Annotated in this window: 19 protein-coding genes; 8 read left to right on the top strand and 11 right to left on the bottom strand. The window is 72.1% G+C overall.

Annotated elements, in window-relative coordinates; all coding sequences use genetic code 11:
• Positions 1 to 31: 31 nt before the first annotated feature.
• From ACQPY0_RS30275 to ACQPY0_RS30260, 4 genes are all read right to left on the bottom strand, one after another.
• A complete protein-coding gene (locus ACQPY0_RS30275) occupies positions 32 to 1,291 on the bottom strand; it encodes a sugar ABC transporter permease (RefSeq protein ID WP_432967794.1) in 1,260 nt (419 codons plus the stop codon).
• On the bottom strand, positions 1,288 to 2,061 hold the full coding sequence (locus ACQPY0_RS30270) for an ATP-binding cassette domain-containing protein (protein WP_432967791.1): 774 nt from the start codon (positions 2,059 to 2,061) through the stop codon (positions 1,288 to 1,290). Before ACQPY0_RS30270 ends, ACQPY0_RS30275 begins: the two co-directional genes overlap by 4 nt.
• A 45-nt stretch (positions 2,062 to 2,106) precedes the next feature.
• Positions 2,107 to 3,192 carry a sugar ABC transporter substrate-binding protein gene (locus tag ACQPY0_RS30265; RefSeq protein WP_432967788.1) on the bottom strand — a complete coding sequence of 362 codons (1,086 nt, stop codon included), beginning with the start codon at positions 3,190 to 3,192 and terminating at the stop codon, positions 2,107 to 2,109.
• Between the two features lie 333 nt (positions 3,193 to 3,525).
• A complete protein-coding gene (locus tag ACQPY0_RS30260) occupies positions 3,526 to 4,398 on the bottom strand; it encodes a L,D-transpeptidase family protein (RefSeq protein WP_432967785.1) in 873 nt (290 codons plus the stop codon).
• A 346-nt stretch (positions 4,399 to 4,744) separates the two neighbouring features.
• On the opposite strand from ACQPY0_RS30260, the gene ACQPY0_RS30255 reads away from it, so the two are divergent.
• Together ACQPY0_RS30255 and ACQPY0_RS30250 are read left to right on the top strand one after the other, a co-directional pair.
• A complete protein-coding gene (locus ACQPY0_RS30255; protein ID WP_432967782.1) occupies positions 4,745 to 5,512 on the top strand; it encodes a M15 family metallopeptidase in 768 nt (255 codons plus the stop codon).
• 66 nt (positions 5,513 to 5,578) lie between these two features.
• Positions 5,579 to 7,111, top strand: coding sequence for a PQQ-binding-like beta-propeller repeat protein (locus ACQPY0_RS30250; protein WP_432967779.1), 1,533 nt, complete (start codon positions 5,579 to 5,581; stop codon positions 7,109 to 7,111).
• A 28-nt stretch (positions 7,112 to 7,139) separates the two neighbouring features.
• Here the strand turns inward: ACQPY0_RS30250 and ACQPY0_RS30245 are convergent, their stop codons facing one another.
• The 3 genes from ACQPY0_RS30245 to ACQPY0_RS30235 form a co-directional block, all read right to left on the bottom strand.
• Positions 7,140 to 8,378: a hypothetical protein gene (locus ACQPY0_RS30245; protein WP_432967776.1), complete on the bottom strand. Its 1,239-nt coding sequence runs from the start codon at positions 8,376 to 8,378 to the stop codon at positions 7,140 to 7,142.
• On the bottom strand, positions 8,378 to 9,622 hold the full coding sequence (locus ACQPY0_RS30240; protein ID WP_432967773.1) for a type III PLP-dependent enzyme: 1,245 nt from the start codon (positions 9,620 to 9,622) through the stop codon (positions 8,378 to 8,380). The genes ACQPY0_RS30245 and ACQPY0_RS30240 overlap by 1 nt, the downstream gene beginning before the upstream one ends.
• Positions 9,623 to 9,718: 96 nt before the next feature.
• The gene (locus tag ACQPY0_RS30235) at positions 9,719 to 12,448 is read right to left on the bottom strand and encodes a putative bifunctional diguanylate cyclase/phosphodiesterase (protein ID WP_432967770.1); all 2,730 of its coding nucleotides are present in this window, start codon (positions 12,446 to 12,448) and stop codon (positions 9,719 to 9,721) included.
• Positions 12,449 to 12,787: 339 nt separating this feature from the next.
• Here ACQPY0_RS30235 and ACQPY0_RS30230 point away from each other — a divergent pair, with 339 nt between their 5' ends.
• Complete coding sequence (locus ACQPY0_RS30230) at positions 12,788 to 16,096, top strand: fibronectin type III domain-containing protein (protein WP_432967767.1); 3,309 nt, start codon at positions 12,788 to 12,790, stop codon at positions 16,094 to 16,096.
• Positions 16,097 to 16,402: 306 nt separating this feature from the next.
• On the opposite strand, the gene ACQPY0_RS30225 is transcribed toward ACQPY0_RS30230, so the two are convergent.
• A complete protein-coding gene (locus ACQPY0_RS30225; RefSeq protein WP_432967764.1) occupies positions 16,403 to 16,762 on the bottom strand; it encodes a histone-like nucleoid-structuring protein Lsr2 in 360 nt (119 codons plus the stop codon).
• 688 nt (positions 16,763 to 17,450) lie between these two features.
• Here ACQPY0_RS30225 and ACQPY0_RS30220 point away from each other — a divergent pair.
• The gene (locus tag ACQPY0_RS30220; RefSeq protein WP_432967761.1) at positions 17,451 to 17,681 is read left to right on the top strand and encodes a hypothetical protein; all 231 of its coding nucleotides are present in this window, start codon (positions 17,451 to 17,453) and stop codon (positions 17,679 to 17,681) included.
• A gap of 76 nt (positions 17,682 to 17,757) precedes the next feature.
• Here the strand turns inward: ACQPY0_RS30220 and ACQPY0_RS30215 are convergent, their stop codons facing one another.
• Together ACQPY0_RS30215 and ACQPY0_RS30210 are read right to left on the bottom strand one after the other, a co-directional pair.
• The gene (locus ACQPY0_RS30215; protein WP_432967758.1) at positions 17,758 to 18,690 is read right to left on the bottom strand and encodes an acyl-ACP desaturase; all 933 of its coding nucleotides are present in this window, start codon (positions 18,688 to 18,690) and stop codon (positions 17,758 to 17,760) included.
• The gene (locus ACQPY0_RS30210) at positions 18,687 to 19,412 is read right to left on the bottom strand and encodes a lysophospholipid acyltransferase family protein (protein ID WP_432967756.1); all 726 of its coding nucleotides are present in this window, start codon (positions 19,410 to 19,412) and stop codon (positions 18,687 to 18,689) included. The genes ACQPY0_RS30215 and ACQPY0_RS30210 overlap by 4 nt, the downstream gene beginning before the upstream one ends.
• A 114-nt stretch (positions 19,413 to 19,526) precedes the next feature.
• Here ACQPY0_RS30210 and ACQPY0_RS30205 point away from each other — a divergent pair, with 114 nt between their 5' ends.
• From ACQPY0_RS30205 to ACQPY0_RS30195, 3 genes are read left to right on the top strand one after another with little or no spacing between them, the layout of a single operon-like run.
• A complete protein-coding gene (locus ACQPY0_RS30205; protein ID WP_432995433.1) occupies positions 19,527 to 20,624 on the top strand; it encodes an AI-2E family transporter in 1,098 nt (365 codons plus the stop codon).
• A gap of 36 nt (positions 20,625 to 20,660) precedes the next feature.
• Positions 20,661 to 20,999, top strand: a complete 339-nt coding sequence (locus tag ACQPY0_RS30200; RefSeq protein WP_432967753.1) for a hypothetical protein — start codon at positions 20,661 to 20,663, stop codon at positions 20,997 to 20,999.
• The gene (locus ACQPY0_RS30195) at positions 20,996 to 21,631 is read left to right on the top strand and encodes a nucleotidyl transferase AbiEii/AbiGii toxin family protein (RefSeq protein WP_432967750.1); all 636 of its coding nucleotides are present in this window, start codon (positions 20,996 to 20,998) and stop codon (positions 21,629 to 21,631) included. The genes ACQPY0_RS30200 and ACQPY0_RS30195 overlap by 4 nt, the downstream gene beginning before the upstream one ends.
• Positions 21,632 to 22,023: 392 nt before the next feature.
• Here the strand turns inward: ACQPY0_RS30195 and ACQPY0_RS30190 are convergent, their stop codons facing one another.
• Positions 22,024 to 22,266, bottom strand: a complete 243-nt coding sequence (locus ACQPY0_RS30190; protein ID WP_432967747.1) for a PspC domain-containing protein — start codon at positions 22,264 to 22,266, stop codon at positions 22,024 to 22,026.
• 410 nt (positions 22,267 to 22,676) lie between these two features.
• Between ACQPY0_RS30190 and ACQPY0_RS30185 the strand changes: the two genes are divergently transcribed.
• The gene (locus ACQPY0_RS30185) at positions 22,677 to 23,213 is read left to right on the top strand and encodes a general stress protein (RefSeq protein WP_432967744.1); all 537 of its coding nucleotides are present in this window, start codon (positions 22,677 to 22,679) and stop codon (positions 23,211 to 23,213) included.
• Positions 23,214 to 23,675 lie beyond the last annotated feature (462 nt).

The following is a 23,675-nucleotide window of genomic DNA, read 5'->3' as shown; positions in this document are numbered from 1 at the left end:
TGGGTGCGGTATCCAGACTAGTCGTTGCGCGTCATCGCAGCCCGGCCGCGGCCGCCCGGCGCCTCGTCAGCGCGTCGATGCCGGCGGCGAGCAGCAGCACCACGCCGGTGACGATGTACTTCGTGCCGGGGCTGTACTCCATCAGGCCCATCCCGTTCTCGATGACGGCGACGACCGCGCCGCCCAGCACCGCGTTGAGCACCCGGCCCTTGCCGCCGAAGAGGCTCGTGCCGCCGATGACGGCCGCGCCGACCGCGTAGAGCAGCACGTTGGAGCCGCCGGTGTTCGGGTTCACCGACGCGTCCCGGGACGCGGCCACGATCCCGCCGACGGCGGCCATGGTCGAGCAGATGACGAACCCGGCGATGCGGATCGCGTCCACGTGGATGCCGGCCCGGCGGGAGGCCTCGCGGTTGCCGCCGACGGCGTAGATGTGCCGGCCGAACGCGGTGCGGTTGAGCACGAAAGTGCACAGCCACAGCAGGACCCCGACGATGAGGACGATCATCGGCACGCCCCGCTGGGAGATGGCGTCGTTCTTGGACCGCTCCAGGTTCAGTGTCCACACCGCGCCGCCCAGCAGCACGGCGGCGGTGAGCACCCGCAGCCCGATCACGCTGGACGGCTCGGCGGCCAGGCCGTGGCGCACCCGGCTGTAGCGCTTCCACAGATGCAGGGCCAGCATGCCGGCGATCGTCACGCCGTAGAGCACCCAGCCCTGCAGGGGCGTGAACCGCCCGTCGAAGTTGATCTTCTTGATCGTGGGGTCGTCGACCGCGACGATCGTGCCGCCCTTGATGAGCAGCAGCACGGCGCCCTGGAAGGCCAGGAACGCCGCGAGGGTCACCACGAACGACGGGATGCCGAGCTTGGCCACGAGCAGGCCGATGACCAGGCCGATCGCGGCGCCGGTGGCGATGGCGCCGAGGACCGCGACGTACCACGGCAGGCCGACGTTCGTCAGCAGCACCGCGAGCACCGACGCGCACACCCCGGAGGCGAACCCGGCGGACAGGTCGATCTCGCCGAGCAGGAGCACGAAGACGAGGCCCATCGCGATGACGGTGACGGCCGCGCCCTGGTGCAGCAGGTTCGCGAGGTTGCCGGCGGTGACGAACTCGGGGCGGGCCACGGAGAACGCGACCACGAGCGTGAGCAGGCCCAGCACGGCCGGCAGGGCGCCCATGTTCCCGCCGCGGACGCGGGCCAGGTAGTCGCGGGTGTACGCCGCGAACCCCTCCGGCGGCCGCCCGCCCGCGCGCTCCTGCTGCTCCAGCATCGACACGCTCATGCCGTCGCTCCTTGGCGGCTCAGGCCGAGCTCGCCGCTGCGGCCGGTGGTGATGAGCTCGACGACCTGGGAGTGGGTGACGTCGGTGGCGCCGACCTCGGCGGCCATCTGGCCCAGGTACAGCGCGGCGATGCGGTCGGCGACGGCGAACACGTCGTTCATGTTGTGCGAGATGAGGACCACGGCCAGGCCGTTGTCGGCCAGCCGGCGCACCAGCTCGAGGACCTGGGCGGTCTGGGCGACGCCGAGCGCGGCATTGGGCTCGTCGAGGATGACGATCCGATTGTTCCACAGCACGGCCTTGGCGATGGCGATCGTCTGCCGCTGCCCGCCCGAGAGGCTCGAGACCGGCTGGCGCACCGACGCCACGGTGCGCACCGACAGGCTCGCGAGGGTCTCCGCGGCCCGCTGCTCCATGGTGATGTCGTCGAGCACCAGGCCGCGGCGGATCTCCCGGCCGAGGAACATGTTCTGGACGATGTCGAGGTTGTCGCACAGCGCCAGGTCCTGGTAGACGATCTCGACGCCGAGCGCGGCCGCGTCGCGGGGCCCGTGCAGCGACACCGGCCGGCCCTCGAACAGATACTCGCCGGTGTCGGACGAGTAGACCCCGCCGATGCACTTGACCAGCGTCGACTTGCCGGCGCCGTTGTCGCCGACGAGGGCCGTGACCTGCCCGGCGTGCACCGAGAAGTCCACGTCGCGCAGCACCTGCACGGGGCCGAAGCTCTTGCTGAGCCCCCGGATCTCCAGCAAGGGTCTTTCGGTCACGATGCTCCTTCGCCGGCGCCCGATCCCCAGGCGGGATCCGGTACCTTACTTGATACCCGCTGCGGCGCACTTCGCGGCGAAGTCCGCGGTACACACCTCGTCCGCCGAGACGTATCCGTCTTCGATGACGTCGCGGACGTTGGCCCTGGTGATCGCCTTTGGCTCGAGCAGGATCGCGTCGATGTCGCGTTTGCCGACCCGGTCGTAGACCTTGGTGGTGGTGACGCCCGTCTCACCCTTGGCCAGTGCGATGGCGAGCTTCGCGGCCGCCGCCGCCTCCCGGCGCACGTCCTTGTACACCGTCATGCACTGGTCGCCGTTGAGGATGTTCTGCAGCCCCTGCGCGGTCGCGTCCTGCCCAGTGACCGGGATGCGGCCGTTGAGCCCCTGCTTCTTGAGCACGTTGATGGCCGCGTTGGCCACGCCGTCGTTGGCGGCGATGACCCCGCCGATGTTCGGCTGGGCGGTCATCATCTGCTCGAACGTGGTCCCGGCCCGGGTGTTGTCCCACTCCTCGATCCACTGGTCGGGGCCCTTGACGTACTCGCCGGAGGCGAACCGCGGCCCGAGCACCCCGTCGTAGCCCTCCTTGAACAGCGTCGAGTTGTTGTCGGTCTGCGAGCCGTTGAGCTCGGCGATCACCGGCCGGGTGGCCTTCGCCTCGGCGAGACAGCGCACCAGGCCCTGCCCCTGCAGGGTGCCGACGGCGGTGTTGTCGAACGACACGTAGTAGCGCGCCGACCCGCCCAGCGTCAGCCGGTCGTAGTCGATGGTGGCGACGCCGGCGTTGCGGGCCTTGTCCAGCACCGCCTTGCCGGTGCCCGAGTCCAGGTTCACGATCATGAGCACGTCGACGCCCTGGGTGATCATCTGCTCGGCCAGGGTGGTGAAGGCGCTCTTGTCGTTCTGCGCGTTCTGGATCTCGTAGTCGACGCCGGCGGCCTTGAACGCGGCGGCGAGGTATTTACGGTCGGCCGTCTCCCACCGGGCCGAGGACTTGCTGTCGGGCAGGATGACTCCGATGCGCGGCTTGTCACCCCGGCCGCTGCCGGACACGTTCGCGGTGCACGCGGCGGTGCCGCTCACGGCGAACGCGCCGACGGCCAGCAGGGACAGGATCCCTCTGCGCATGCCCGGTCCTTTCGGGAAGTCCACTGCTTGTTGTGATCGGCAACGTATGGCGCCCCGGCCCGGCGGCACAAGGCTGTACGGTCGCGTCCCGTAACGATTCCGCAAAGTGACCGCAATCACCCGCACTCATGGCGCGTGAGTGGATCTGGTGTCCCGCGGTGCACGACACGCCCCAACCGCAGGTCACGCCCCCGGCGACGGTCCTCGCCACGGTGGTCGAGGTGGTGCTGGCGTGGCTGCTGCGGCCCGGGCTGCGCCGCGCCTGACCCGCGGCGCTGACGGCGTGTCGGGCATGCTGGTCCTGCTCATGACGCCGACCCGCACGAGCGTATTTCAGTAGCGGCCGAGCCACGCCGTCGGCGCCATGACGATCCGCGGGTTCGCGGCCGGATCGAGCCAGCGCAGGATCGTGAGGAGGTCACCCTGCGGCAGGCTGACGCAGCCGAGCGTGCTGTTGCCGTTGCCCTGGTGCAGGAAGATGCCGCTGCCTCGCCCGGGCGTGGCGGGCATGTTGTAGCGGATCACCGCGAAGTGGGTGTACTGCGGGCTGATCCGCCACAGCGGCTCGCTCGGCCCGCCGGGGTTGTCCCCGTGACTGAACGTGTTGTAGCCGGGCGAGTCGCTGTTCTCGTCCCACCAGTCACCGTCGGTGAGCCGATGGTAGCCGTACCGCACGCCGGGGTCGGCGGCGATGCCGTACATGGTGGCGTCGATGGCGAACACGCCGGCCGGGGTGGTGCGGTCGCCCTCGTGCTTGGCGTCGCTGAACCCGTTGGCGCCCAGCCGCGCGGTCATCGCCGGCAGGGCGGGCCGCCAGCCGCCGCCGGTCCTGGCGTAGGCCTGCAGGGTGGCGGTGGTCGCGGTGCGGCCGGCCGATTGGACGATGACGACCTGCGTCGTGCTCGCGGGCAGCGACCGCAGGCGCGCCGCGTCGTTGGCGGGCGTCTCCTGCGCGGGTGTACCGCTGGTGCCCGCCCCGTTCCCGGGTCCCCCGGCCGTGGCGGGCGCCGCCACGCTGGGCCGCGCCGCCGGGCCGGACGTCACCGGGGCGGCGGCGGGACCGGCCGCGCGCGTGGAGGCGACCGGCGCGCCGGTGGCGGCGGCCATCGCGGCCGCGTCCTGGGGCGTCGCCCGGGCGGACGGCCGGGCGAGGTCGTCGGGGGCCGCCGGGCCGCAGCCGGCCAGCACGAGCGTCAGGGACAGCACGATGATCCCGAGGGCATGCCGGACGCCCGCGGACCCGTGCCGTCCGTGACCGGCGGGCCCGGCCACGGACGCGTGCCGCAGACGGACGACGAACCCGCCACAGGCACGGCCGGCGGGCGCGGCGACCGAGACGTCACGCTCACGGCCAGCGAACCCGGCACGTGCCCGGGTGACCGGCGCGGGGACCGAAACGCCACGGGCACGACTGACGAACCCACCACGCACGCAGTCAGCGGGCGCGGCGTCGCTCGCTCGGCTGACGAGCCCGCCACGCGGGCGGGTGACGGGTGCGACCCCGGCGCGGCGTCTGGGCTGGTCAACCGGCACGCCCCATAGTATCGAGCGCATGGCCGCAGGGTTCCGGGCAAATCGGGCGACACGCCGCGTTGTCGCGGTGGTGCTCGCGCTGGGCCTGGCGGTCGGCGCCGCGGGGTGTGCCGGCGGGGCGGGCCAGGCGCCGGCATCCGTGAGTGCGTCGGTGGCGCCGGGGGCGTCCGGGTCGGCGGTGGCGGGGAGCACAGCTGGTACACCCGCGCGAGAAACGGTGCCGCAGGACTCCGTGGAGGCGTTGCCGGCCGCGCTGCGCCAGGCCATGACCGGCGTCTCCTGGCGGCCGGGCTGCCCCGTCGGCCTCGACGACCTGCGCCTGGTCCACACGTCCTACGTCGGCTTCGACGGCGCCACGCACGCCGGGCAGCTGGTCGTGCACCAGGCGATCGCGGAGGCGACCGTGCGGGTGTTCCGGCAACTGCGCGAGGCGCGGTTGCCGATCCGCGGCATGAACCTCATCGAACAGTACGGCGGCAGCGACGACGAGTCGATGGCGGCCGACAACACCTCGGCGTTCAACTGCCGCAATGTGCCCGGCACCAGCCACTGGTCCAACCACGCCTACGGCCGGGCGATCGACGTCAACCCGGTCGAGAACCCGTACCTGCCCAAGGGCCGGGTGATGCCGCCGGCCGGGAAGGCGTACCTGAACCGGGGCGACGTACGGCCGGGCATGATCATCGCCGGGGACGCGACCGTGCGGGCGTTTCGGGCCGAGGGGTTCGCCTGGGGCGGCGCCTGGGCGTCCGGCACCGACTACCAGCACTTCGAGAAGTCCGGCTGAGCAATCCAGTAGCCGATCTCTGTCAGTACGTATGCGCGATCGAGCACCAGCCCCATACTGTGCGGCATGGAATCACGGATGGGCATCTTCCGCCTCATCGTGGCCGGAATGCTGGTCCTGATCGTCGGTGGCGTCGCCACGACCGCCTGGGCGCTGCACCGGGCCGAGACGCGCGCGGACAGCCCGGCCGCCGAGGCGAAGGTGAGCCCGTCCGTGGCCCCGCCGGCGTCGCCGTCGTCGTCCGGGCCGCCGTTCGCCGGCTGGTCGGACCCGGCCGGGGTCGGCCGGCCCTACGGCACCAAGGTCCAGGGCCTGCTGACCTTCCGCGGCAACCCCACCCGCACGTACTACGGCCAGGGCCCGGTCCCGCGGACCACCCCGGCGACCCGCTGGCAGTTCCCGCGCTCGGGCGGGATGTGCGCGATGTCGACGGACAAGGGCAAGACGACCCAGTGGTGCGGCAGCGGCTGGACCGGCCAGCCCGCGGTGTTCGAGCGCGACGGGCGGACCTGGGTCGTCTTCGGCGCGTACGACCGCGCGATCCACTTCCTCGACGCCGCGACGGGCGAGCGCATCCTGCCGGACTTCAAGACCGGCGACATCATCAAGGGCAGCGTCACCGTCGACCCCGACGGCTACCCGCTGGTCTACTCCGGCTCCCGCGACGGGTACTACCGCGTCCTGGCGATCGACCGGGGCACCCCGACGGAGCTGTGGAAGCTCTCCGCCGACGCGGTGAAGCCGACCCTGTGGAACGACGACTGGGACGGCTCCGGCCTGATCATCGACGACTACCTGCTGGAGGGCGGCGAGAACAGCCAGTTCCACATCGTCAAGCTCAACCGTGGGTACGGCCCCGACGGCAAGGTCACCGTCGCGCCGCAGCTGGTGTTCCACACCCCCGGCTGGGACGAGCAGTTGCTCAAGGACACCGGCGACACCAACGTCTCCATCGAGAACTCCGTGGCGGTGTTCCGCGACACGGTGTACTTCGCCAACTCCGGCGGCCTCGTGCAGGGCTGGGACCTGTCCGGCCTGAAGCAGGGCCGCGCCCCGACCCGCACGTTGCGCTTCTGGACCGGCGATGACACCGACGCCTCGATCGTCGTGGACGCCGACGGCTATCTCTATGTCGGCTCCGAGTACGAGAAGGGCAACGCCCGCTCCCGCGAGGTCGGCCAGATGCTCAAACTGGACCCGGCCAAGCCCGACAACCCGGTCGTGTGGGCCGTGAAGGACCAGGGCGAGCGGCCGGGCGGGATCTGGGGGACGCCGGCGCTGTACCAGGACATCGCGGTCTTCGTCACCGCCGGCGGTGACGTGCTGGGCCTGGACCGCATGACGGGCGGGGTCCGCTGGCGCTTCCATCTGCCGGGCGGCGAGACCTGGCAGTCCCCCGTGATCGTCGACGACACCCTGTTCATGGGCGACTGCTCAGGCGTCATGCACGCCTACGACGTGTCGAACACCCACGCCGACCCACGCCTGCTGTGGGAACTGAAGATCGGCGGCTGCATCGAGTCGACCCCGGCCGTGTGGAAGGGCTCCCTCTACTTCGGCACCCGGGCAGGTGCCGTCCACGCCCTCTCGGCCACGTGAGCCGCCGGGCCTGCGCGTGGCGGCTGGGTTAGCGGCCCGCAACGGCGTGCCCGGTGCGGGTGCGGGCCAGGGCGAGCAGCGCGGCGACGCTCAGCACGGCCGCGGCGGCGCCGGCGACGGCACCGACCGCGGGGGCGGCGGCGAGGGCCGGCAGCGTGCGTACGGCGACCGCGCTGCCCAGGGCCCGGGTCGAGGCGCTCCAGGCCAGCACCGTGGTGACGGTGCCGGGGCGGGCGGCGTGGGCCAGCCGCGCGTCCATGCCGCCCTCGAACGCGGTCATGCTCAGCCCGGACAGCACCTGGGCCGCGAACAGCCCCGCGACGTGGGCCGGGGCGAGCAGCCAGCCGATGAGCATGCCGACGCCCCACAGCGGCCAGACGACCGCGGCCGGCAGCCGCAGGCGGCCGACCCGGTCCACGGCCCATGAGGACAGCAGGCAGCCGGCGCTGAACGCGGCGGCCGCCCCGGCGACCGCGTGCGGGCCGTGCAGCTCGGTGGCGAGGGCCACCGACAGCAGGGTCGGGCCCGCCGACAGCAGCATGATGCCGCCGCCGGCCGCGAGGACGGGCAGCGGCAGCCGGACGCCGGCCTCGGCGCAGCGGCGCTCGACGCGGGTCAGGTGGCGCACGCCGGGCAGCACGGGCGCGCCGGCGGCGAAGGTGCGGGCCCGGCGGGCGGTGAGCATGGTGGGCAGCAGGCTCAGGCCGTACACCGTGAAGACCACGGCCGTCGAGGCCTTGTGCAGCGGAAGCAGGGCCGCCACCCCGGCCCCGGCGGCCTCCACTGCGGCGATCGACAACGCGTAGCGGGTCATCGCGCGGGGCCGCGCGTCGACGGCGGCCACTTCGGCGCGCATGGCGGCGAAGCCGGTGTAGGCGGCGACGTGCATGAGCGTGATCCCGGCCGCGACGATGCGGCTGTCGACGCCGCTGAGCAGCGCGGCGAGGGTCGCCACGCGCAGGACGGCCTCGGTGGTCCCGGCCAGCAGCAGCAGGGTGCGGCCGTGCAGGCGCCGGGCGAGGCGGCCGGCGACCGGCGCGGACAGCACGACGCCGAGCAGCATGGCGGCGTTGAACAGCGCGGCCAGCTCAAGGCCCCCGCGCCGCGTGGCGACGAGGTTGAACAGGGTCCAGCCCAGCGACAGGCCGAACGAGTCGACCACGCCCGAGACGAGCAGCTCGCGCAGGCGGCCGGCGCGGCGCCGGCCGCCGGTCAGGTCGGTGCGGTGGCGCGACCGGTGCGGGGCGGGCGCATCGGCCGCGGCCATCAGGGGCGGGCCGCCGCGGGCTGGGCGGGGACGCGCTCGGCGACGGCGTCGGTGCCGGTCGGGCCGCCGACGACGACGACCTCCGGCGGCGCGAAGCCGTTGAAGTGGCTGGCGTAGCTCAGCGTGTACGCGCCCGCCGAGCCGATGTAGAGCCGGTCGCCGACCTCGATCGTCGAGGGCAGGTCGACGCCGTGGAACATGGTGTCGGAGCTGTCGCAGGACGGGCCGGTCACGGTGAAAGGCAGGTGCGGCACCAGGGCGTGGTCGGTGCGGGACGTCCACAGCGGGAAGCGCCACCGCTGGAGCGTCTGCTGCGTCTCCATCATGCCGTTGTAGGCGCCGACATCGACGTACAGCCAATGCTCCCCCGCCCTGACCTCGCGCCCGAGGACCGTGGTGATCATGACGGCGCTCTCGGCGACCAGGTGCCGTCCGGGCTCGGCGGCCAGCAGCGCCGGGCGGTACGGCAGCAGCTCCGCCAGCGCCGGGTTGATCGCCGCGGCGATCTGCGCCAGCGACGGGACGCGCTCGACGTAGCGGGCCGGGAACCCGCCGCCGAGGTCGAGCATCTCCAGGTGTACGCCGTCCTGGGCGAGCACGGCCATGAGCCGCCCGGCCGCGGCGATCGCCTGCCGCCACGCGCTCGTGGTCGCGCACTGCGAGCCGACGTGGAAGGTCACGCCGTACGGCCGCAGACCCAGCTCCCGGGCGAGCAGCATGAGCGCGCGGGCCTCCTGCGCCTCGGCGCCGAACTTGCGCGACAGCGGGAACATGCTGGTCGAGTCGTCGACGCGCAGCCGGATGTACACCGCGGCGCCGGGCGCGTACTGGGCCAGCTTGCGCAGCTCGCCGTCGGAGTCGAAGCTGAAGCGCCACAGGCCGGCCCGGTACGCCTCGGCGATCGCCTGCGGCGGCTTGATCGGGTTGCTGTACAGCACCTCGGACGCCTCGACGCCGAGCTGCGCCAGCTTGCAAAGCTCGCCGATGCTGGCCACCTCGAAGCTCGAGCCGAGCCCGGCCAGGGTGCCCAGGACGTCCTCGGCGGCGTTGCACTTCATCGCGTAGAACGTCGACACGCCGGGGATGGCGGCGGTGAAGGCGGCGTAGCGCTCGGCGACGCTCGACAGGTCCAGCGCCAGCAACGGCGTGGCGCCCGCGAGCGTGGCGAGGGCGCGCGGGTCGAGCGCGGCCGGCCAGTGGCCGGGCAGGTCGAGGCGGGCCTGGTCGGCGAGGGCAGCCGTCATCGAAGCGGGCTCCTAACGGGGGAATCTGCGGTCAAGTCCCAGGCTCGGCGCGCCGCGGAGCCGGGCGGGTGCGGCGACGGTTGCCGGCCGGTGGCATCAGGCCGCCAGGACGGCCGGATCCTTGAGCAGCCGGGTGGCCTCGGCCGCCGGCAGCGGGCGGGAGAAGTAGTACCCCTGCGCGAGGTCGCAGCCCATCCGGCGCAGGGCCAGGAACTGCGCGTACTCCTCGATCCCCTCGGCGACCGTCGCCATCCCGAGGCTCTGCCCGAGCTGCACGATGGTCCGGGCCAGCGCCGCGTCCGGCGCCGCCCCGCTGAGCCGCTCCACGAACGACCGGTCGATCTTGAGCGTGTCGACGGGGAAGCGGCGCAGGTAGGAAAGCGACGAGTACCCGGTCCCGAAGTCGTCGATGGCGAGCCGTACCCCGATGTCCTTGAGGCTCAGCAGCACCGCGAGGTTCTCCTCGGTGTCGGTCATCAGCACGCTCTCGGTCATCTCCAGGCACAGCCGCTGCGCCGGCAGCCCGGTCGCGGCGAGCACCGACGCGACGATCTGCGGCAGGTCGGGCTGGTCGAACTGGACGCCGGAGACGTTGACGGCCATGGACATCGGCCGGTCCGGCCGGTCGAACCCCCAGGTGACCGCCTGCCGGCACGACTCGGCGAGGACCCACTGCCCGAGCGGCCGGATGAGCCCGGTGGACTCGGCCAGCGGGATGAAGTCGGCCGGGCTGATCATGCCGCGGACCGGGTGCCGCCAGCGTACGAGCGCCTCGAACCCGACGATCGCGCCGGTGCGCAGCTCGATCGTGGGCTGGTAGCGCATCTCCAGCTCGTCGCCGGCCTCCAGCGCCCGGCGCAGGTCCGCGGCCAGCTGCAGGCGCTCGACGAGCCCGGAGTGCATCTGCGGGTCGTAGCGGGCGAACTGCCCGGAGCCGGCGGACTTGGCGCGGTACATGGCCAGGTCGGCGTTGCGCATGAGCTGGTCGGCGTCGCGCGCGTCGCTGCCGGTCAGGGCGATGCCGATGCTGCCCTGGACGTGGATCTCGGTGTTGTCGACGACGAACGGCTCGTCGAGCGCGGCGATGATCCGCGTGGCGAGCTCCTCGGCGTCCTCGGGCGCGCCGACGGCGTCGATGAGCACGGCGAACTCGTCGCCGCCGAAGCGGGCCACGGTGTCCTCGTCGCGGACGGCCTCGCCCAGGCGCATGGCGACGTGCATGAGCAGCACGTCGCCGGCGGCGTGGCCGAGGCTGTCGTTGACCTCCTTGAACCCGTCGAGGTCGAGGAAGAGGATGGCGACGTCCTCACCGCGGCGCAGGGCGACCTCGAGGCGGTCCTTGAACAGGGCGCGGTTGGCGAGCTTGGTCAGCCCGTCGTGGAAGGCCTCGTGGACGAGCTGGTCCTCGAGCTCCTTGCGCTCGCTGATGTCGCGGGAGTTGAGCACGATGCCGCGCACGCTCGCGTCCTGCAGCAGGTTGGTGATGGTGACCTCGGCGAGGCAGCGGTGCCCGTCGGCGTGCCGCATCGGCAGCTCGATGACGCGGGTGGCGTACGCGGTGCCGGTGATCGCCTCGATCGCGGCCAGCAGCCCCGACGCGGAGTCGGGCAGCATCCGCTCGGTCAGGCGGGTCCCGGCGAAGGTCGCCGGGTCGTAGCCGAAGACGCGGTTGATGGACTCGCTCTGGTACGTCACGATCCCGTCGGCGTCGATGACCGTCACGACGTCGGAGCTGTGCTGCACCAGGGCCTGGAAGCGCTGCTCGGACGCGCGCAGCTCGGCGGTGCGCGCCTCGACCCGGGCCTCCAGCCCGCGGGTGAGGGACCGGTTCTCCAGCAGCGTCAGCAGCTGCCGGCCGACGATGAGCAGGATGATCGCCGAGCGGCTCCAGGACACGACGGGGTCGTGGGCGCCGTGCCGCAGCACCTCGAACGTGCTGGTGAACAGCGCGCCGAGCACCGCGAGGTACGGCAGCATGACCCCGAGCGGCTGGGTCAGCGAGCCGGATCCCTGCTCGGCGTAGGCGGGCTCGGGCCGCCGCGCGGCGAGCAGCAGCAGCGCGAACCCGGCGAACCAGCCCATGTCGAGCACGTTGCCGGAGCCGTAGCTGTCCACCAGGGTGAGGTAGGCGTATCCCGAGTCCGACACGGTGAACGCGACCAGCCCGGCGCCGACCAGCGGCAGCGACATCGGCCGCCGCCCGCCGCGGCGCAGCCTGGCGATGATGAACAGCACGATCGTCAGCACGACGATGTCGCCGCCCGGGTACCACAGCGTGACCAGCAGCCCGAGCGCGCTGTCGGCCCCCTGCCGCACCAGCGGGCCGAGGATCAGCACCCAGGCGATGAGCAGCAGCGAGGCGGCGATCATGAGCCCGTCGAGGATGCTGCGGGCCTGCTGGGCGATGCTCTGCCGGCTCACCGGGAGCAGCAGCAGCCCGGCCGCGGTGAACGGCATCATCCAGAAGTACCCGGCGTCGGCGGGCGACGGGAACGGGACCTCCTTGCCCTGCACGGTCTCGTACCAGATGCAGAAGACCTGCCCGACGGCCCACGACAGCGCCCCGGCCCCGGCGAGCGCCCACGCCCAGCGGATGCGGGTCCTGTTACGGGTCCGCCCGGCCCGCGCCACGCAGGCGGTCCCGGCCGTCAGCGCGGCGAGGAACAGCGCGATGTTGGACACGTTCTGCCCGACCAGCGCGCCCCCGGCCCCGGTGACGAACACGACGAACAGCGCGCCCGTGACCACGGCGACCACGCCGCACAGCACCGCGTAGCCTCGGGTGGGCGCGGCGGCCCGCAGCAGGCTACCCGGCCAGCTCGCCATGCGTCCCCCGATCCTGTTGGTCCATGTGCCGCGTGACCGCCTTGATCGGGTGGCGGTGCGCCGAACTGAGCGCCCCGGCGGGCAGGCAACCGTCCCGCACCCGTCCGACCGCACCCCCGTACGTCGCCGGTGATCGCCTGGGCCGGTTCGCGGGCCGTGTCCGTTCCCTGCCCTCCGCGGCGTTCCCGGCACCCCTGGCTCTGCGGGTCCGGAATCGCCATTCGGCGGATCTTCACGATCCGTGATGGCTAGATTGCGAAATGTGTTCGCATCTGTGTTCGCGCTCCGGTAGGGCGCGACCGGTCAACGACGGGGGACGGAATGCCCGCGCAATCCAGGATGAAGCCCAGGCCGAAACGCCGCCCACGGGTCACCCGCCGAACGGTCAAGGCCGGGCTGGCCGCCCTGACCGCGGGCGTCGTCGTGTTCGGCAGTGCCGCGGGCCCCGCGTTCGCCGGCCTGTCCGCCGGCCCCGCGTCCGGCGGGATGGGAGCCTCGAGCGGTGCGGGTACCGCCGCCGGGCGGGGCGCCTCCCACGGGAAGGCCGGCGCGGGTTCCGCCAGCAGCACGGGTGGCGCCGGCGCGTCCAGCGACACGGGCGCTGCGAACCGCCCGGCCACGACCAAGCGGGCCGCGGCCGGATCAGCCACGGCGGGCTCCGGCGCGGGTCGGTCGGCGACGTCCGGGACGCCTGTCGAGCAGCCCGACTTCGTCGCCGACGATGCCCAGACCACCACGGGTGAGAGCCGGTCCACATCCGCCCACGGTGCGTCGCCAACCACGAACACCGCGCGGGGCTCCAGCGCTGCGAACGCGACCTCGGGCGACGCGACGCACTGCAAGGATGTCGGCACCGAGCGCGACCAGAACCAGGCCCGGCCCGGCACGACCGCCACGGACACGCATTGCGACGACGCCACCACCGGCAAGACCGACGGCTGGGGCCTCCTGGGCGGCACCGACCCCAACGGCGGCTGGGGCGCCGACCACGGCCAGGACTCGGGCACCGCCTCCACCGGCACCGCTGCGGCGAGTGGCGCCACCAGCACGAACGGTGCCACCGCGACCTCGAGCGGTGCGAGCACCGGCACGGCCGGCACTGACAGCGCCGCCGGGGCACGGCGCGGAGCCACAGCGACCAGCACCACCACGGCAGCCGGCACGACCGGCGCCACCTCAGCCTCGAACGGTGCGAACACCGGCACGGCCGGCACTGACAGCGCCGCCGGGGCACAGCGCGGAGCCGCAGCGACGGCGGGAGCGCGGGCCTGGGCGCAGATACAGAGGCGCGCCGCCGCGAGCGGCCGCCCGTACGCGAACGCGGACAGTGACGCTCTCGACACCGACAAGCGCGGAGCCGGCCGGGACACTGACGCACTCCGGGCGGTACCGAGCGTGATCGCCAGGTGGCTGGCCGCTACCGCCGGCGGCGCAGCGTCCGGATCGGATACGAACGACCCGTCCGGTGCTGGGCATTCCCGTAACGCGGCCGACCTCGACAGCACCGGCTCGGGGGCGACGGACCGCACCGGGACCGCCGGCACCGGGACCGCCGGCACCGGGACGACCGGTCCTGGTTCGGCCGGGGCGGGCGGCGGGGCGACGGGCGACCCAGCCCCGGGCACCGGCGTGTACGTGCCCGGCGTCTCCGCGCCCGGGTTCGGCGCCCGGATCGAGGCCACGCCCGAGGCGCCGAGCCACGTGACCGCCGAGCCGCTCGCGTCCGGCATCCGGGTCTCCTGGCAGCACTCGGGGACGGACGTCGACCACTACTCGGCCACCGCGTACGACTCCGACGCCAACCCGGCCGGCAGCTGCCTCGGCGGCGACGCCTCGACCATGACCTGCGACATCGTCAACGGGATCACGCTCGGGGCCACCTACACCGTGACGGTCGTCGCGCTCGGGTCCGCCGACGAGAGCGAGCCGTCCGCGGGCGCGACCTCGGGCGCCGTCGTGCCCGGGCCGCCCGGCGCGCCGACCGGGGTACGCGCGGTCGGGCAGTCACCGACGTCGCTGTCGGTGCTGTGGGCTGCGCCGAGCACGCCGAGTAGCGGGATCGATCACTACGTGGTGGTGTCGGACCAGGACGCGTCCAAGGGGTGTACGACCAACGACGCGACCACTCTGCATTGCGTCGTCGACACGCTCAGTGCCGACACCGCGTACACCTTCACCGTGCAGTCGATCGGCAGCGGGGAGATCGGCGACTCGGCGGCGAGCGAGTCCTCCGACCCGGTCACGCCCGGTGCGCCCGACTCGCCCACGGCGGTGACCGCGACGCAGGCGGGCGCGAACACGCTGCGGATCAGCTGGACGGCACCGGCGACGACTCGGGGCGGCATCGCCAGCTACGTGGCGACGGCGGTCGAGGACCCGAGCAAGACCTGCGACACCACCGACGGCGGCAGCACCTACTGCGAGATCGACGGTCTGCAGGCGGGCGGGGCCGGGTACACGTTCACGGTCGTGGCCAAGGGCATGAACGAAAGCGGCGACTCCGATCCGTCGGCGGCCTCGTCGCCGGCCGTGGTCGCCGGGCCGCCCGGGGCACCGACCGGCGTGACCGTCACCCCTGGCGACGGGGAGCTCACGGTGCACTGGACGGCGCCGGTGAACCCGGGCGCCGGGCTGGACGGCTACGAGGTGTGGACGGTCGAGGACCACACGAAGACGTGCGGGCCGGTCGCCGGCACCGCGGATCACTGCACGATTTCGGGGCTGATCAACGGCACCGCGTACCACGTGCAGGTCCGCGCGATCGGTTCCGGGAACTCCGGCGACTCCGACTGGGTGCCCGCGTCGGCGGCCACGCCGAGCAGGGCCCCGCAGGCGCCGGGCAGCGTGACGGCGACGGCCCGCGTCGAGGCGATCTGGGTGTCGTGGGTGGCGGGCGACCCGGGCTCGGGCGTCACCAAGTTCCACGCCACGGTCAGCAGCGGCGCAAACGCGAACAGTGACAGCGGGACGATGAAGAGCTGCGAGGCGGCGGCCACCGAGACCGGCTGCGCGATCACCGGCCTGACCGTGGGCACCGAGTACCAGGTCATGGTCCAGGCGCTGGGCACGTACGGCCGCGACTCCGCCTGGTCCACGGCGGCCACCGCGACCCCGACGGCTGCCCCGGCCCTGCCGGCCGACGTGCCACCGAGCGCCGGCAAGGTCGACAACTCCAGCGGCACCGACGTCGCGCCCGGCGAGCAGATCACGCTCAGCGGCACCGGCTACCAGCCGCACAGCACGATCACGGTGGCGATCTACTCGACGCCGCTGACCCTGGCGACGACCACGACGGACGGCAGTGGCGCGTTCAGCATCGCGGTGACGGTGCCGGCCGGCTACACGGGCACCCACACGCTGGTCGCCTCCGGCGTCGACAACTCCGGACAGCCACGTTACCTCACGCTCGGTATCGACATCGCGGTCCAGCACGTGATCGGCGGCGACCACACGAGCGGTGACGACACCGGCACGGGCAGCGGCCCGAGCGGCGGCAGCGGCAGCACGCTCGCGGTGACGGGCGGGCCGATCAGCAGCATCGCGATGTTCGGGCTGTGCCTGGTGCTGGCGGGCTTCGCATTCGTCACGCTGTCGCGGCTGCGGTTCGCGGCGGACGGCTCGTCGCAGCGCAACGACCGCGCGGCGTGAACACCGGCGGCGAGGCGGGCCCAGCGGCGCGGAGCCGGCCCGTGAGCGCGAGGCAGGCCCATGAGCGCGAGGCCTTCTCCACCGGCCCGTGAGCGCGAGGCAGGAGCGAGCTGGACAGGCGCGGCCCGCCAGGACGCGGAACACCTCGACGTTCGAACGCTGCGAAACGGAGTGCTCACCGTCGGCGAACCGGGCGCAGGGCCGGGAACGGGGCTGCCGGGCGCGCGGCCGGGTGACGGTGGGCGGAGCAGGTACAAGCAAAAGATGCGGTAGACGAAAGGGGGCGCCCATAGTGGGCGCCCCCGTTCAGTTTCCCGCTTCGGCGTGGAACCGTTCGACGATTTCGGCGCGGATTCGGCCGCGGTCAGAGACCTCGAGGCCCTTGCTCTGCGCCCACTCGCGGATCGCCCGGTTCTGCTCCCGCTCCGCCCGCGCCGACAGGACCGGCCGGCCCCGGCCGCCGCTGCGCCCCGGCGTGGCCACCGGGGACCGGCCGAGCTTCGCGGCGGCCGCGACAAAAGGCGCAAGAACGTCGCGCAGTTCGGCGGCGTTCTTCGCGGAGAGGTCGATGGTGTACTGCACGCCGTCGAGGCCGAAGCTGAGGCTCTCGTCGGCGAGCCCGCCGTCGAGGTCGTCGATCAGCTCATGTATCACGCGTCTGGCCATGACGATGCTGCCTTCCGATACGGGGAGTGAAATTCCGCAGCCCATGAACCGCCGCCAGACACGCTGAAATCGGTCAGACGGGCAGTGACGGGCACGGAACGGTCGTCGCAGCCTACTGCAACGCTCACGGAAGGCAACCGGCGCCCTCGCCGTCGACAGCCTCGGCGAGACCTGCGACGGACCACGCTGCGGACACGCTGAGCATATCGCCAGCTACAAATTGTGATTGATTCGAGGCGGCGATGCCGCTCCCGGGTGTCACGTCCGTCCCAGGCACGGTGCCGTCACCGCACAACACCCCGCCGGGCAGCCGGGGCGAAGGCGGGCACCCCGAGGGCAGCGACAAATCCCAGCAGCCCCACCGATGTCCCTTGAGGGCTCCCTGGTGTAGTGCATGGGAAGAGCGGACCGGGCGGACGCTGGTTCGAGCCCAGTCGGCAGGGCGGGACCCCGCCGTGGCGAAGTAGACGAGGGTCGGCTCCGCGTTTGTCAACGGCCACGGTGATGTGCCATGGCCAGGGACAGCGTTGCCACCGGACGCCCGTTGCGACATCCTGCGCCGCGGCTGGGACCCGTCCATAGACCGCACGACGATGATCATCCGGCGGGGCAGGCGGGCATCGCTGCCGCTGCCGTGGCAGGTACTGTCCGGCGAGTCGGCGGGCACCCACGAGACGGTGGCCGCAACGTGCGCACCTACGGTGTCGACGCGCAAGCACGCGGGTGGGTCGCCGGCGCGATGGTGGCGTTCGAGCCAACGCCGGAACTGGTACACGGCGTGGCGGTGGCCGACCCGGTGTGGGCGGCGCGGCTGCGCAACGCGGGTACGTGCTCCGGCAAGCGGATCAGGCCGGGGTACGCCGACGCGCTCGCCGAGGATGTTCCGGCTGACGTGGTGATCAGCGACCTGCCGTCGTAGACGAGGGCGTGAAGCACGGCCACGGGCGCCCCCGGCACACGAGGACGCCCCGTCAGGAGCCGCGACAGCGACAGGGTCAGACGGCCGCGCGGGCCCGATGCGCCTCGCGGCGCTCCACGAAGCGTGACGCCTGGGCGTCGAGGTCGGCCATGTAGGTGGCGAGCTCCTCGCGGGCCGCCTCCCCGTCGCCCGACAGTGACCGGTCGAACGCCCGCACCTGCCGCAGCACCGGTACGAGCACATCGTCGTGGTGCAGTCGCAGATCGTAGATGCCGGCCTTCGCGATCTGCACGGACTTGCGCCCGAAGTTCTCGATGGTGTGCCCGGGCATCTGGAAGGTGCTCGCCACGCGGGTCACCGCGCGCATCGCCTGGTTCGGGGCGAGGTCGAACGCGGCGCTGAGCAGGTTGCGGTAGAAGACCATGTGCAGGTTCTCGTCGGCGGCAACCCGCGCCAGGAGCTGCTCACAGACGGGGTCGCCGGAGGCCGTGCCGGTGTTGCGGTGCGACACGCGGGTCGCGAGCTCCTGGAACGACACGTACGCGATCGGCTCGATGAGCCCCTCGTAGGAGTTGCGGAACCCGCCCTCCATGTGGGCCATCCGGGCCCGCTCCAGCGCGACCGGGTCGACCGCACGCGTAGCGAGCAGGTAGTCACGGATCGCGATCCCGTGCCGGCCCTCCTCGGCCGTCCACCGGTGCACCCACGTCCCCCACGCTCCGTCACGGCCGAACACGGTCGCGATCTCGTGGTGGTAGCTGGGCAGGTTGTCCTCGGTGAGCAGGTTGACGATGAGCGAGATCCGGGCGACCTCGGACAGCTTCGACTGCCCCGGCTCCCACGCCTCGCCGCCGAGGACGCCGTCGAAGTCGCGGGCCTCGCTCCACGGCACGTACTCGTGCGGGAACCACTCCTTGGCCGTGGCCAGGTGCCGGTTGAGGTTCTCCTCCACGACGGGTTCGAGCTCGCGCAACTGCACGAGCAGGTCGGTTGGCTCGGCCTGCTTCACTGGGCCTCCGGTTCGTAGACAGCGGGTTTCGGTGCCGACCCGCCCAGGTGCTCGGGAAGCCACCAGGTGTCATCGGGGCCGGACGGCTGTTGAGGGTACCGCCGCTGGACCCGGTCGAGCATCGCCTCCATGCGGGTCCGCAGCTGCGCGGTCACCGCATCCTGGTTCTCGCGACGCCCCGGATACAGCGGCTCACCGATGGAGATGGTGACCGCCACACCACGCTGGGTGAGATTTCGTGGGTGCCCCTTGGTCCAGAACCGCTGGGTGCCCCACAGCACCATCGGCACCAGCGGGGTGGCGGTCGCCGCGGCGAGCCGGGCCGCGCCGCTCTTGAGTTCTTTGATCATGAACGACGGGCTGATCGTCGCCTCGGGGAACACCCCGACGACCTCGCCGGCCTTGAGCGCGGACAGGGCAGCCTTGTACGAGGCCATGCCGGCGTCACGGTCGACCGGGATGTGGTGCATGCCACGCATGAGCGGCCCGCCGACCCGGTGCCGGAAGATCGAGTCCTTGGCCATGAACCGCACGAGCCGCCGCGACCGGCGGGCGCCGAGGCCGCAAAAGATGAAGTCGAGGTACGAAATGTGGTTGCACGCGATGACGGCGCCCCCGCCGGCCGGCACATGTGCCTCGCCCTCAATCGTGATCTTCATGTTCAGAGCCCGGAACATGGTCCTCGCGAACGCGATTACCGGCGGGTACACGACATCTGCCATGCACTAACGCTAACGGCGAACTGGTGCGCGCACCCGGTACCCTGCCTCAAGACCATCTGACTTCCCAGGGAGTTCACAGTGCAGGACGAGGTCAAGGCGCCGGCAAAGCCTGACATCGAGATCGACGTGGAAGTCGTCGTGATCGAACCGGAGCCCGAACCCGAACCGCGTTTCGGCCACCCGGGGCCCCCGATGCGCCGCTCCCCGCTCATCATCGGCTTCACCGCGGGGCTGGGCCTACTGCTGGCGTACTCGGCCTACCTCGCCGTGCAGAACGTCCGTTCGATCCTCGTCCTGATCTTCATCGCGATGTTCCTGGCGATCGGGCTGAATCCCGCGGTCGTACGGCTGGTGAAGTGGGGCCTGCCCCGCGGGCTCGCCGTCGCCCTGGTCGGCATCGGGTCGATGCTGGTGCTCTGCGGCGGCATCGTGGCGCTCATCCCGCCGCTGGTCCAGCAGAGCAACGAGCTCATCGAGAACCTGCCGCACTACATCGACAACCTGCAACGCAACGACCAGCTCAACAAGCTCAACGACGACTACAAGCTGCTGGACCAGCTCAAGAACGTCGCGACGGCCGGCAACGTCACCAAGGCCCTCGGCGGGGTCTGGGGCGGGGTCCAGGTCGCGTTCTCGGCACTGTTCAACATCCTGACGGTCATCATTCTCACCCTGTACTTCATGGCCGCCTTCAACCGCCTGAAGGAGGGCGGGTACAAGCTCGTCCCCGCCTCGCGCCGCCAGCGTGTGCGGCTGCTCGGCGACGAGATCCTGGCCAAGGTCGGCGCCTACCTCGGCGGCGCCCTGGCGATCGCGGTGGTCGCGGGCCTGGCGTCGTTCGTGTTCCTGCTGATCCTGGGCATCGCCTACCCGTACGCCCTCGCCGTCCTCATCGCCGTCACGGACCTGATCCCGCAGATCGGCGCGACGCTGGGCGCGGTCGTGGTGAGCATCGTCGGGTTCGCGACATCGCTGCAGGCCGGCATCGCGTGCGTCATCTTCTTCGTGATCTACCAGCAGGTCGAGAACTACTTCATCTACCCGACGGTCATGCGCCGCGCGGTGAAGGTCTCCGACCTGGCCGCGATCATCTCGGTCCTGGTCGGCGTCGCGCTCATGGGCGTCGTCGGCGCACTCATCGCCATCCCGGTGGTCGCGGCGATCCAGCTCATCGTCCGCGAGGTCATCATCCCGCGCCAGAACGCACGCTGAGCGTCACGGACCGCATCCTCCGGTACACTTCGGGCCATGCAGGACGAGTCGGCACGCGGAACACTGGCCTACCTGGCCCGGCCGCACCGCCCTGCGCTGGTCTCGCGGACCCTGGAGGAGCTGCGCGGCCCCGTCCGCGGCGTCGTCGAGCTGCCGCAGCGGCTGATGTGGAACCCGAGGCGCGCGTTCGACCTCGACAACCACGACATGCTGCTGTGGATGTACGAGAACGTGCTGCGCGAGGCGATCCGCCACGACGAGCTGCGCCGCTTCCTCAACAAGAAGATCCTGGTGCGGGTCTGGCCGGAGCTGAACCTGCCGCACGGCGTGCGCCGCGCGTGGGAGGCCCGGCACGCGGCCCTGCGCACCCGGTGAAAGCCTTCTACACAGACGTCGCCCGCGTCGCGCTCGCCGTCGCCGAACGGCACGGCTTCGTCCTCGGCGGCGGCTTCGCCTGGCTCATGAACGGCCTCGTCGAACGCCCCACCGAGGACGTCGACCTGTTCACCGACACCGACGGCGCCGCCGGGGCGGCCGCCGACGCGGTGTGCGCCGCCCTGCGCGAGGCCGGCTACACCGTCCACGAGGAGGAGGCCGACGACCTGCTCGAGCTGTTCGCCGGATTCGACCAGCGGGAGTTCACGGTCGGTGACGGAGCTCGCACAGTACGGCTGACGCTCTCCCGCCTCGACCGCCGCCACAGCCCGGTGATGATGGACGTCGGCCCGGTGATGCACCTGGACGACCTCATCGCCACGAAGGTCGCGGCGCTGGTCAACCGCCGCGAGGTCCGCGACTACATCGACGTCGCCGCGGCGATGGAGCGCTACTCGGTCGGCGAACTGCTGGAGCTGGCCCGCCGCCAGGACCCGGCCCTGGAGTTCGACGACGTACTGGCCGCGGGCCGCTACCTGGACCGCCTCGACGACGGCCGCTTCGCCTTCTACGGCCTGGACACGCAGCGCATCGCGGCCCTGCGCCACCGCCTGCGCGACTGGCCCCGCTGAGCGAGGCCCCGTTCCCCTACGGCAGTCCGGCGCGAAGAAGCTGCCGGACTGCGGGAACAGCACGCACGCGAAGCTGTCCGGCTAACAGATCTCGGCGTGCAGCAGCGCGGGAGCGCCGGGATCTGCACCGAGTCCGGCCACCGGCCCGGGCTTCAGCTTGGGCAGAACGTCGTGCAGGAACGGCCGCGCCCTATGTGGCGTTCGCCGAGTACCACTCGGTGCGAGCGCCCGGTGACAACAACAACACGTGCTTGCCGGGGAACCGCCCGGTCAGCCCGGCAGCCCGCTCGAACTCGGGCCGTCGTGTGCGCCAGCAGCACCGTCCCGCTCGCCGGACGAGCGAGCGGCGGCACGCCGCGTGCCGGGATCGTCACGCGAGGAACAGGAGCCACTTACGCACCATTGGGCAGGTGATCGTTCGGCGCAGGGCTGACGGGCGACGGCGGCGCTTCAGGCATGACGATCCACAGCATCGGGTAGGCGAGGACGGCCACGCCCCCGGTCAGCAGGATGGACAGCAGGAAGACGGCGCGGACCATGGTCGGGTCCACGCCCAGGTACTCGGCGATGCCGCCCAGCACCCCGGCGACGGTCCGGTCGGTCCACGAGCGGCGGAGGCGTTTGATGTCGGCCATGCCTGCAAGACTGCTCGCCGCAACGCCCCGACGACCTCGGGTGACGCCCCGAAAGACCCCTGAGTCCTCACCCGGATTCCGACGCAGGGTGATCAGACCCTCCCCGAGGGCAACATTCTCCGTACTCTCCGGAACGCGCGTCGGTGGTGAGCCGCCGATCGAACGGCCACCGCCGAAACCGCCACCGCCGCGGACGCAGAGCACGGCGACGCACGGGCCGGAATGTGTGGCGCCGTCATAGCTCGGGTGACGACTCCTCGTTTGCGACGGACGGCCGGTGACTGCCCAGCGGCTTCGCCATGAACGGCGTCGGATGGGGTGGGCGTGCCGTGCGAAATAGATCGTGGCCGTTCGAAAAAGCATCGCGCCGTGCCGCGCGGGACGTCCCGGACATCCTTACCCTGACCCGCATGACGACCCCTCCCTTGGATGAACCCCCCACTCCCTCCCCCGAGCCCGACCCCGACCCGAACCTCGGCGCGCTCGTCGAGATCGCCCGCACAACCGTGACCGTCGCCCGCTTCGCCGACTACGCCGGGGCGCAGCAGGCGGTCGACTACCTCTCCGACAACGGCTTCCCCGTCGAGCGGACCGCGATCATCGGCACCGACCTGCGCCTGGTCGAGAACGTCCTCGGCCGCCTCACGGTTGGCCGGGCCGCGCTCGCCGGTGTCGCCAGCGGCGCCTGGTTCGGCCTGTTCGTCGGCATCCTCTTCACCCTGTTCAGCAACTCGAACTGGCTGGGCATCCTGATCACCACGATCCTGGTCGGCGCCCTGTGGGGCGGCGTCTTCGGCGCCATCGCCCACGCGCTCACCGGCGGTCGCCGCGACTTCACGTCCCGCAGCTCCCTGCAGGCCGGCGAGTACGCCGTGACCGTCGAGTCGGAGTACGCCGACGAGGCCCGAGTCCTCATCACCCGCCAGAACTGGCGCGCCGCGAACTGACGCACACCACGCTCAGCAGGCAGACGGCTGCGCGCCGCGATCGGCGCGCAGCTCCCCGCCCACCACGAACCAGCACCACACAGCGCAACGGCACCGATCCCGTCCGCGCAGCCAGCCCCGACCGCCCAGGTAACCGCACCGTCAGCGGCCACGATTCCAAGGCACGGACGCACCGCTGCCCACGGCCTCGCCGCATCCGATCCCGGCCGCGAAGAAGCGCGAGAAGATCGCCGAGGTCCTCGCCCTGGCCAGCGGCCTGAACGTCGTCATCGCCCGTATCGGCGTGATCTGGGGGCCCGGAAGCAGCCCCGTCCCAGTCTTGGCCCTGGGAGCGGTGGAAGACCACGCCGCCAACCCGTTCCTCGACAGCAAGCCCGATCGGCGCGCGGCCACCGTCACGCGCGGCCGGGCGGCGTCGTCCTCCGCTGCGAGGCTGGCCGGTCCTCAACAGCAAGCCCGACC

The organism is Dactylosporangium sp. CA-233914, from assembly GCF_050942935.1.
Classification (GTDB): Bacteria; Actinomycetota; Actinomycetes; order Mycobacteriales; family Micromonosporaceae; genus Dactylosporangium.
Note: the sequence above shows the minus strand (reverse complement) of the source record. Positions and strands in the feature narration are given on the sequence as shown.

Coding starts and splice junctions, on each gene's coding strand:
- ACQPY0_RS30275 (WP_432967794.1), bottom strand. CDS start 1,291: ATGAGCGTGTCGATGCTGGAGCAGCAGGAGCGCGCGGGCGGGCGGCCG.
- ACQPY0_RS30265 (WP_432967788.1), bottom strand. CDS start 3,192: ATGCGCAGAGGGATCCTGTCCCTGCTGGCCGTCGGCGCGTTCGCCGTG.
- ACQPY0_RS30255 (WP_432967782.1), top strand. CDS start 4,745: ATGGCCGCAGGGTTCCGGGCAAATCGGGCGACACGCCGCGTTGTCGCG.
- ACQPY0_RS30250 (WP_432967779.1), top strand. CDS start 5,579: ATGGAATCACGGATGGGCATCTTCCGCCTCATCGTGGCCGGAATGCTG.
- ACQPY0_RS30245 (WP_432967776.1), bottom strand. CDS start 8,378: ATGGCCGCGGCCGATGCGCCCGCCCCGCACCGGTCGCGCCACCGCACC.
- ACQPY0_RS30240 (WP_432967773.1), bottom strand. CDS start 9,622: ATGACGGCTGCCCTCGCCGACCAGGCCCGCCTCGACCTGCCCGGCCAC.
- ACQPY0_RS30235 (WP_432967770.1), bottom strand. CDS start 12,448: ATGGCGAGCTGGCCGGGTAGCCTGCTGCGGGCCGCCGCGCCCACCCGA.
- ACQPY0_RS30230 (WP_432967767.1), top strand. CDS start 12,788: ATGAAGCCCAGGCCGAAACGCCGCCCACGGGTCACCCGCCGAACGGTC.
- ACQPY0_RS30225 (WP_432967764.1), bottom strand. CDS start 16,762: ATGGCCAGACGCGTGATACATGAGCTGATCGACGACCTCGACGGCGGG.
- ACQPY0_RS30210 (WP_432967756.1), bottom strand. CDS start 19,412: ATGGCAGATGTCGTGTACCCGCCGGTAATCGCGTTCGCGAGGACCATG.
- ACQPY0_RS30200 (WP_432967753.1), top strand. CDS start 20,661: ATGCAGGACGAGTCGGCACGCGGAACACTGGCCTACCTGGCCCGGCCG.
- ACQPY0_RS30190 (WP_432967747.1), bottom strand. CDS start 22,266: ATGGCCGACATCAAACGCCTCCGCCGCTCGTGGACCGACCGGACCGTC.
- ACQPY0_RS30185 (WP_432967744.1), top strand. CDS start 22,677: ATGACGACCCCTCCCTTGGATGAACCCCCCACTCCCTCCCCCGAGCCC.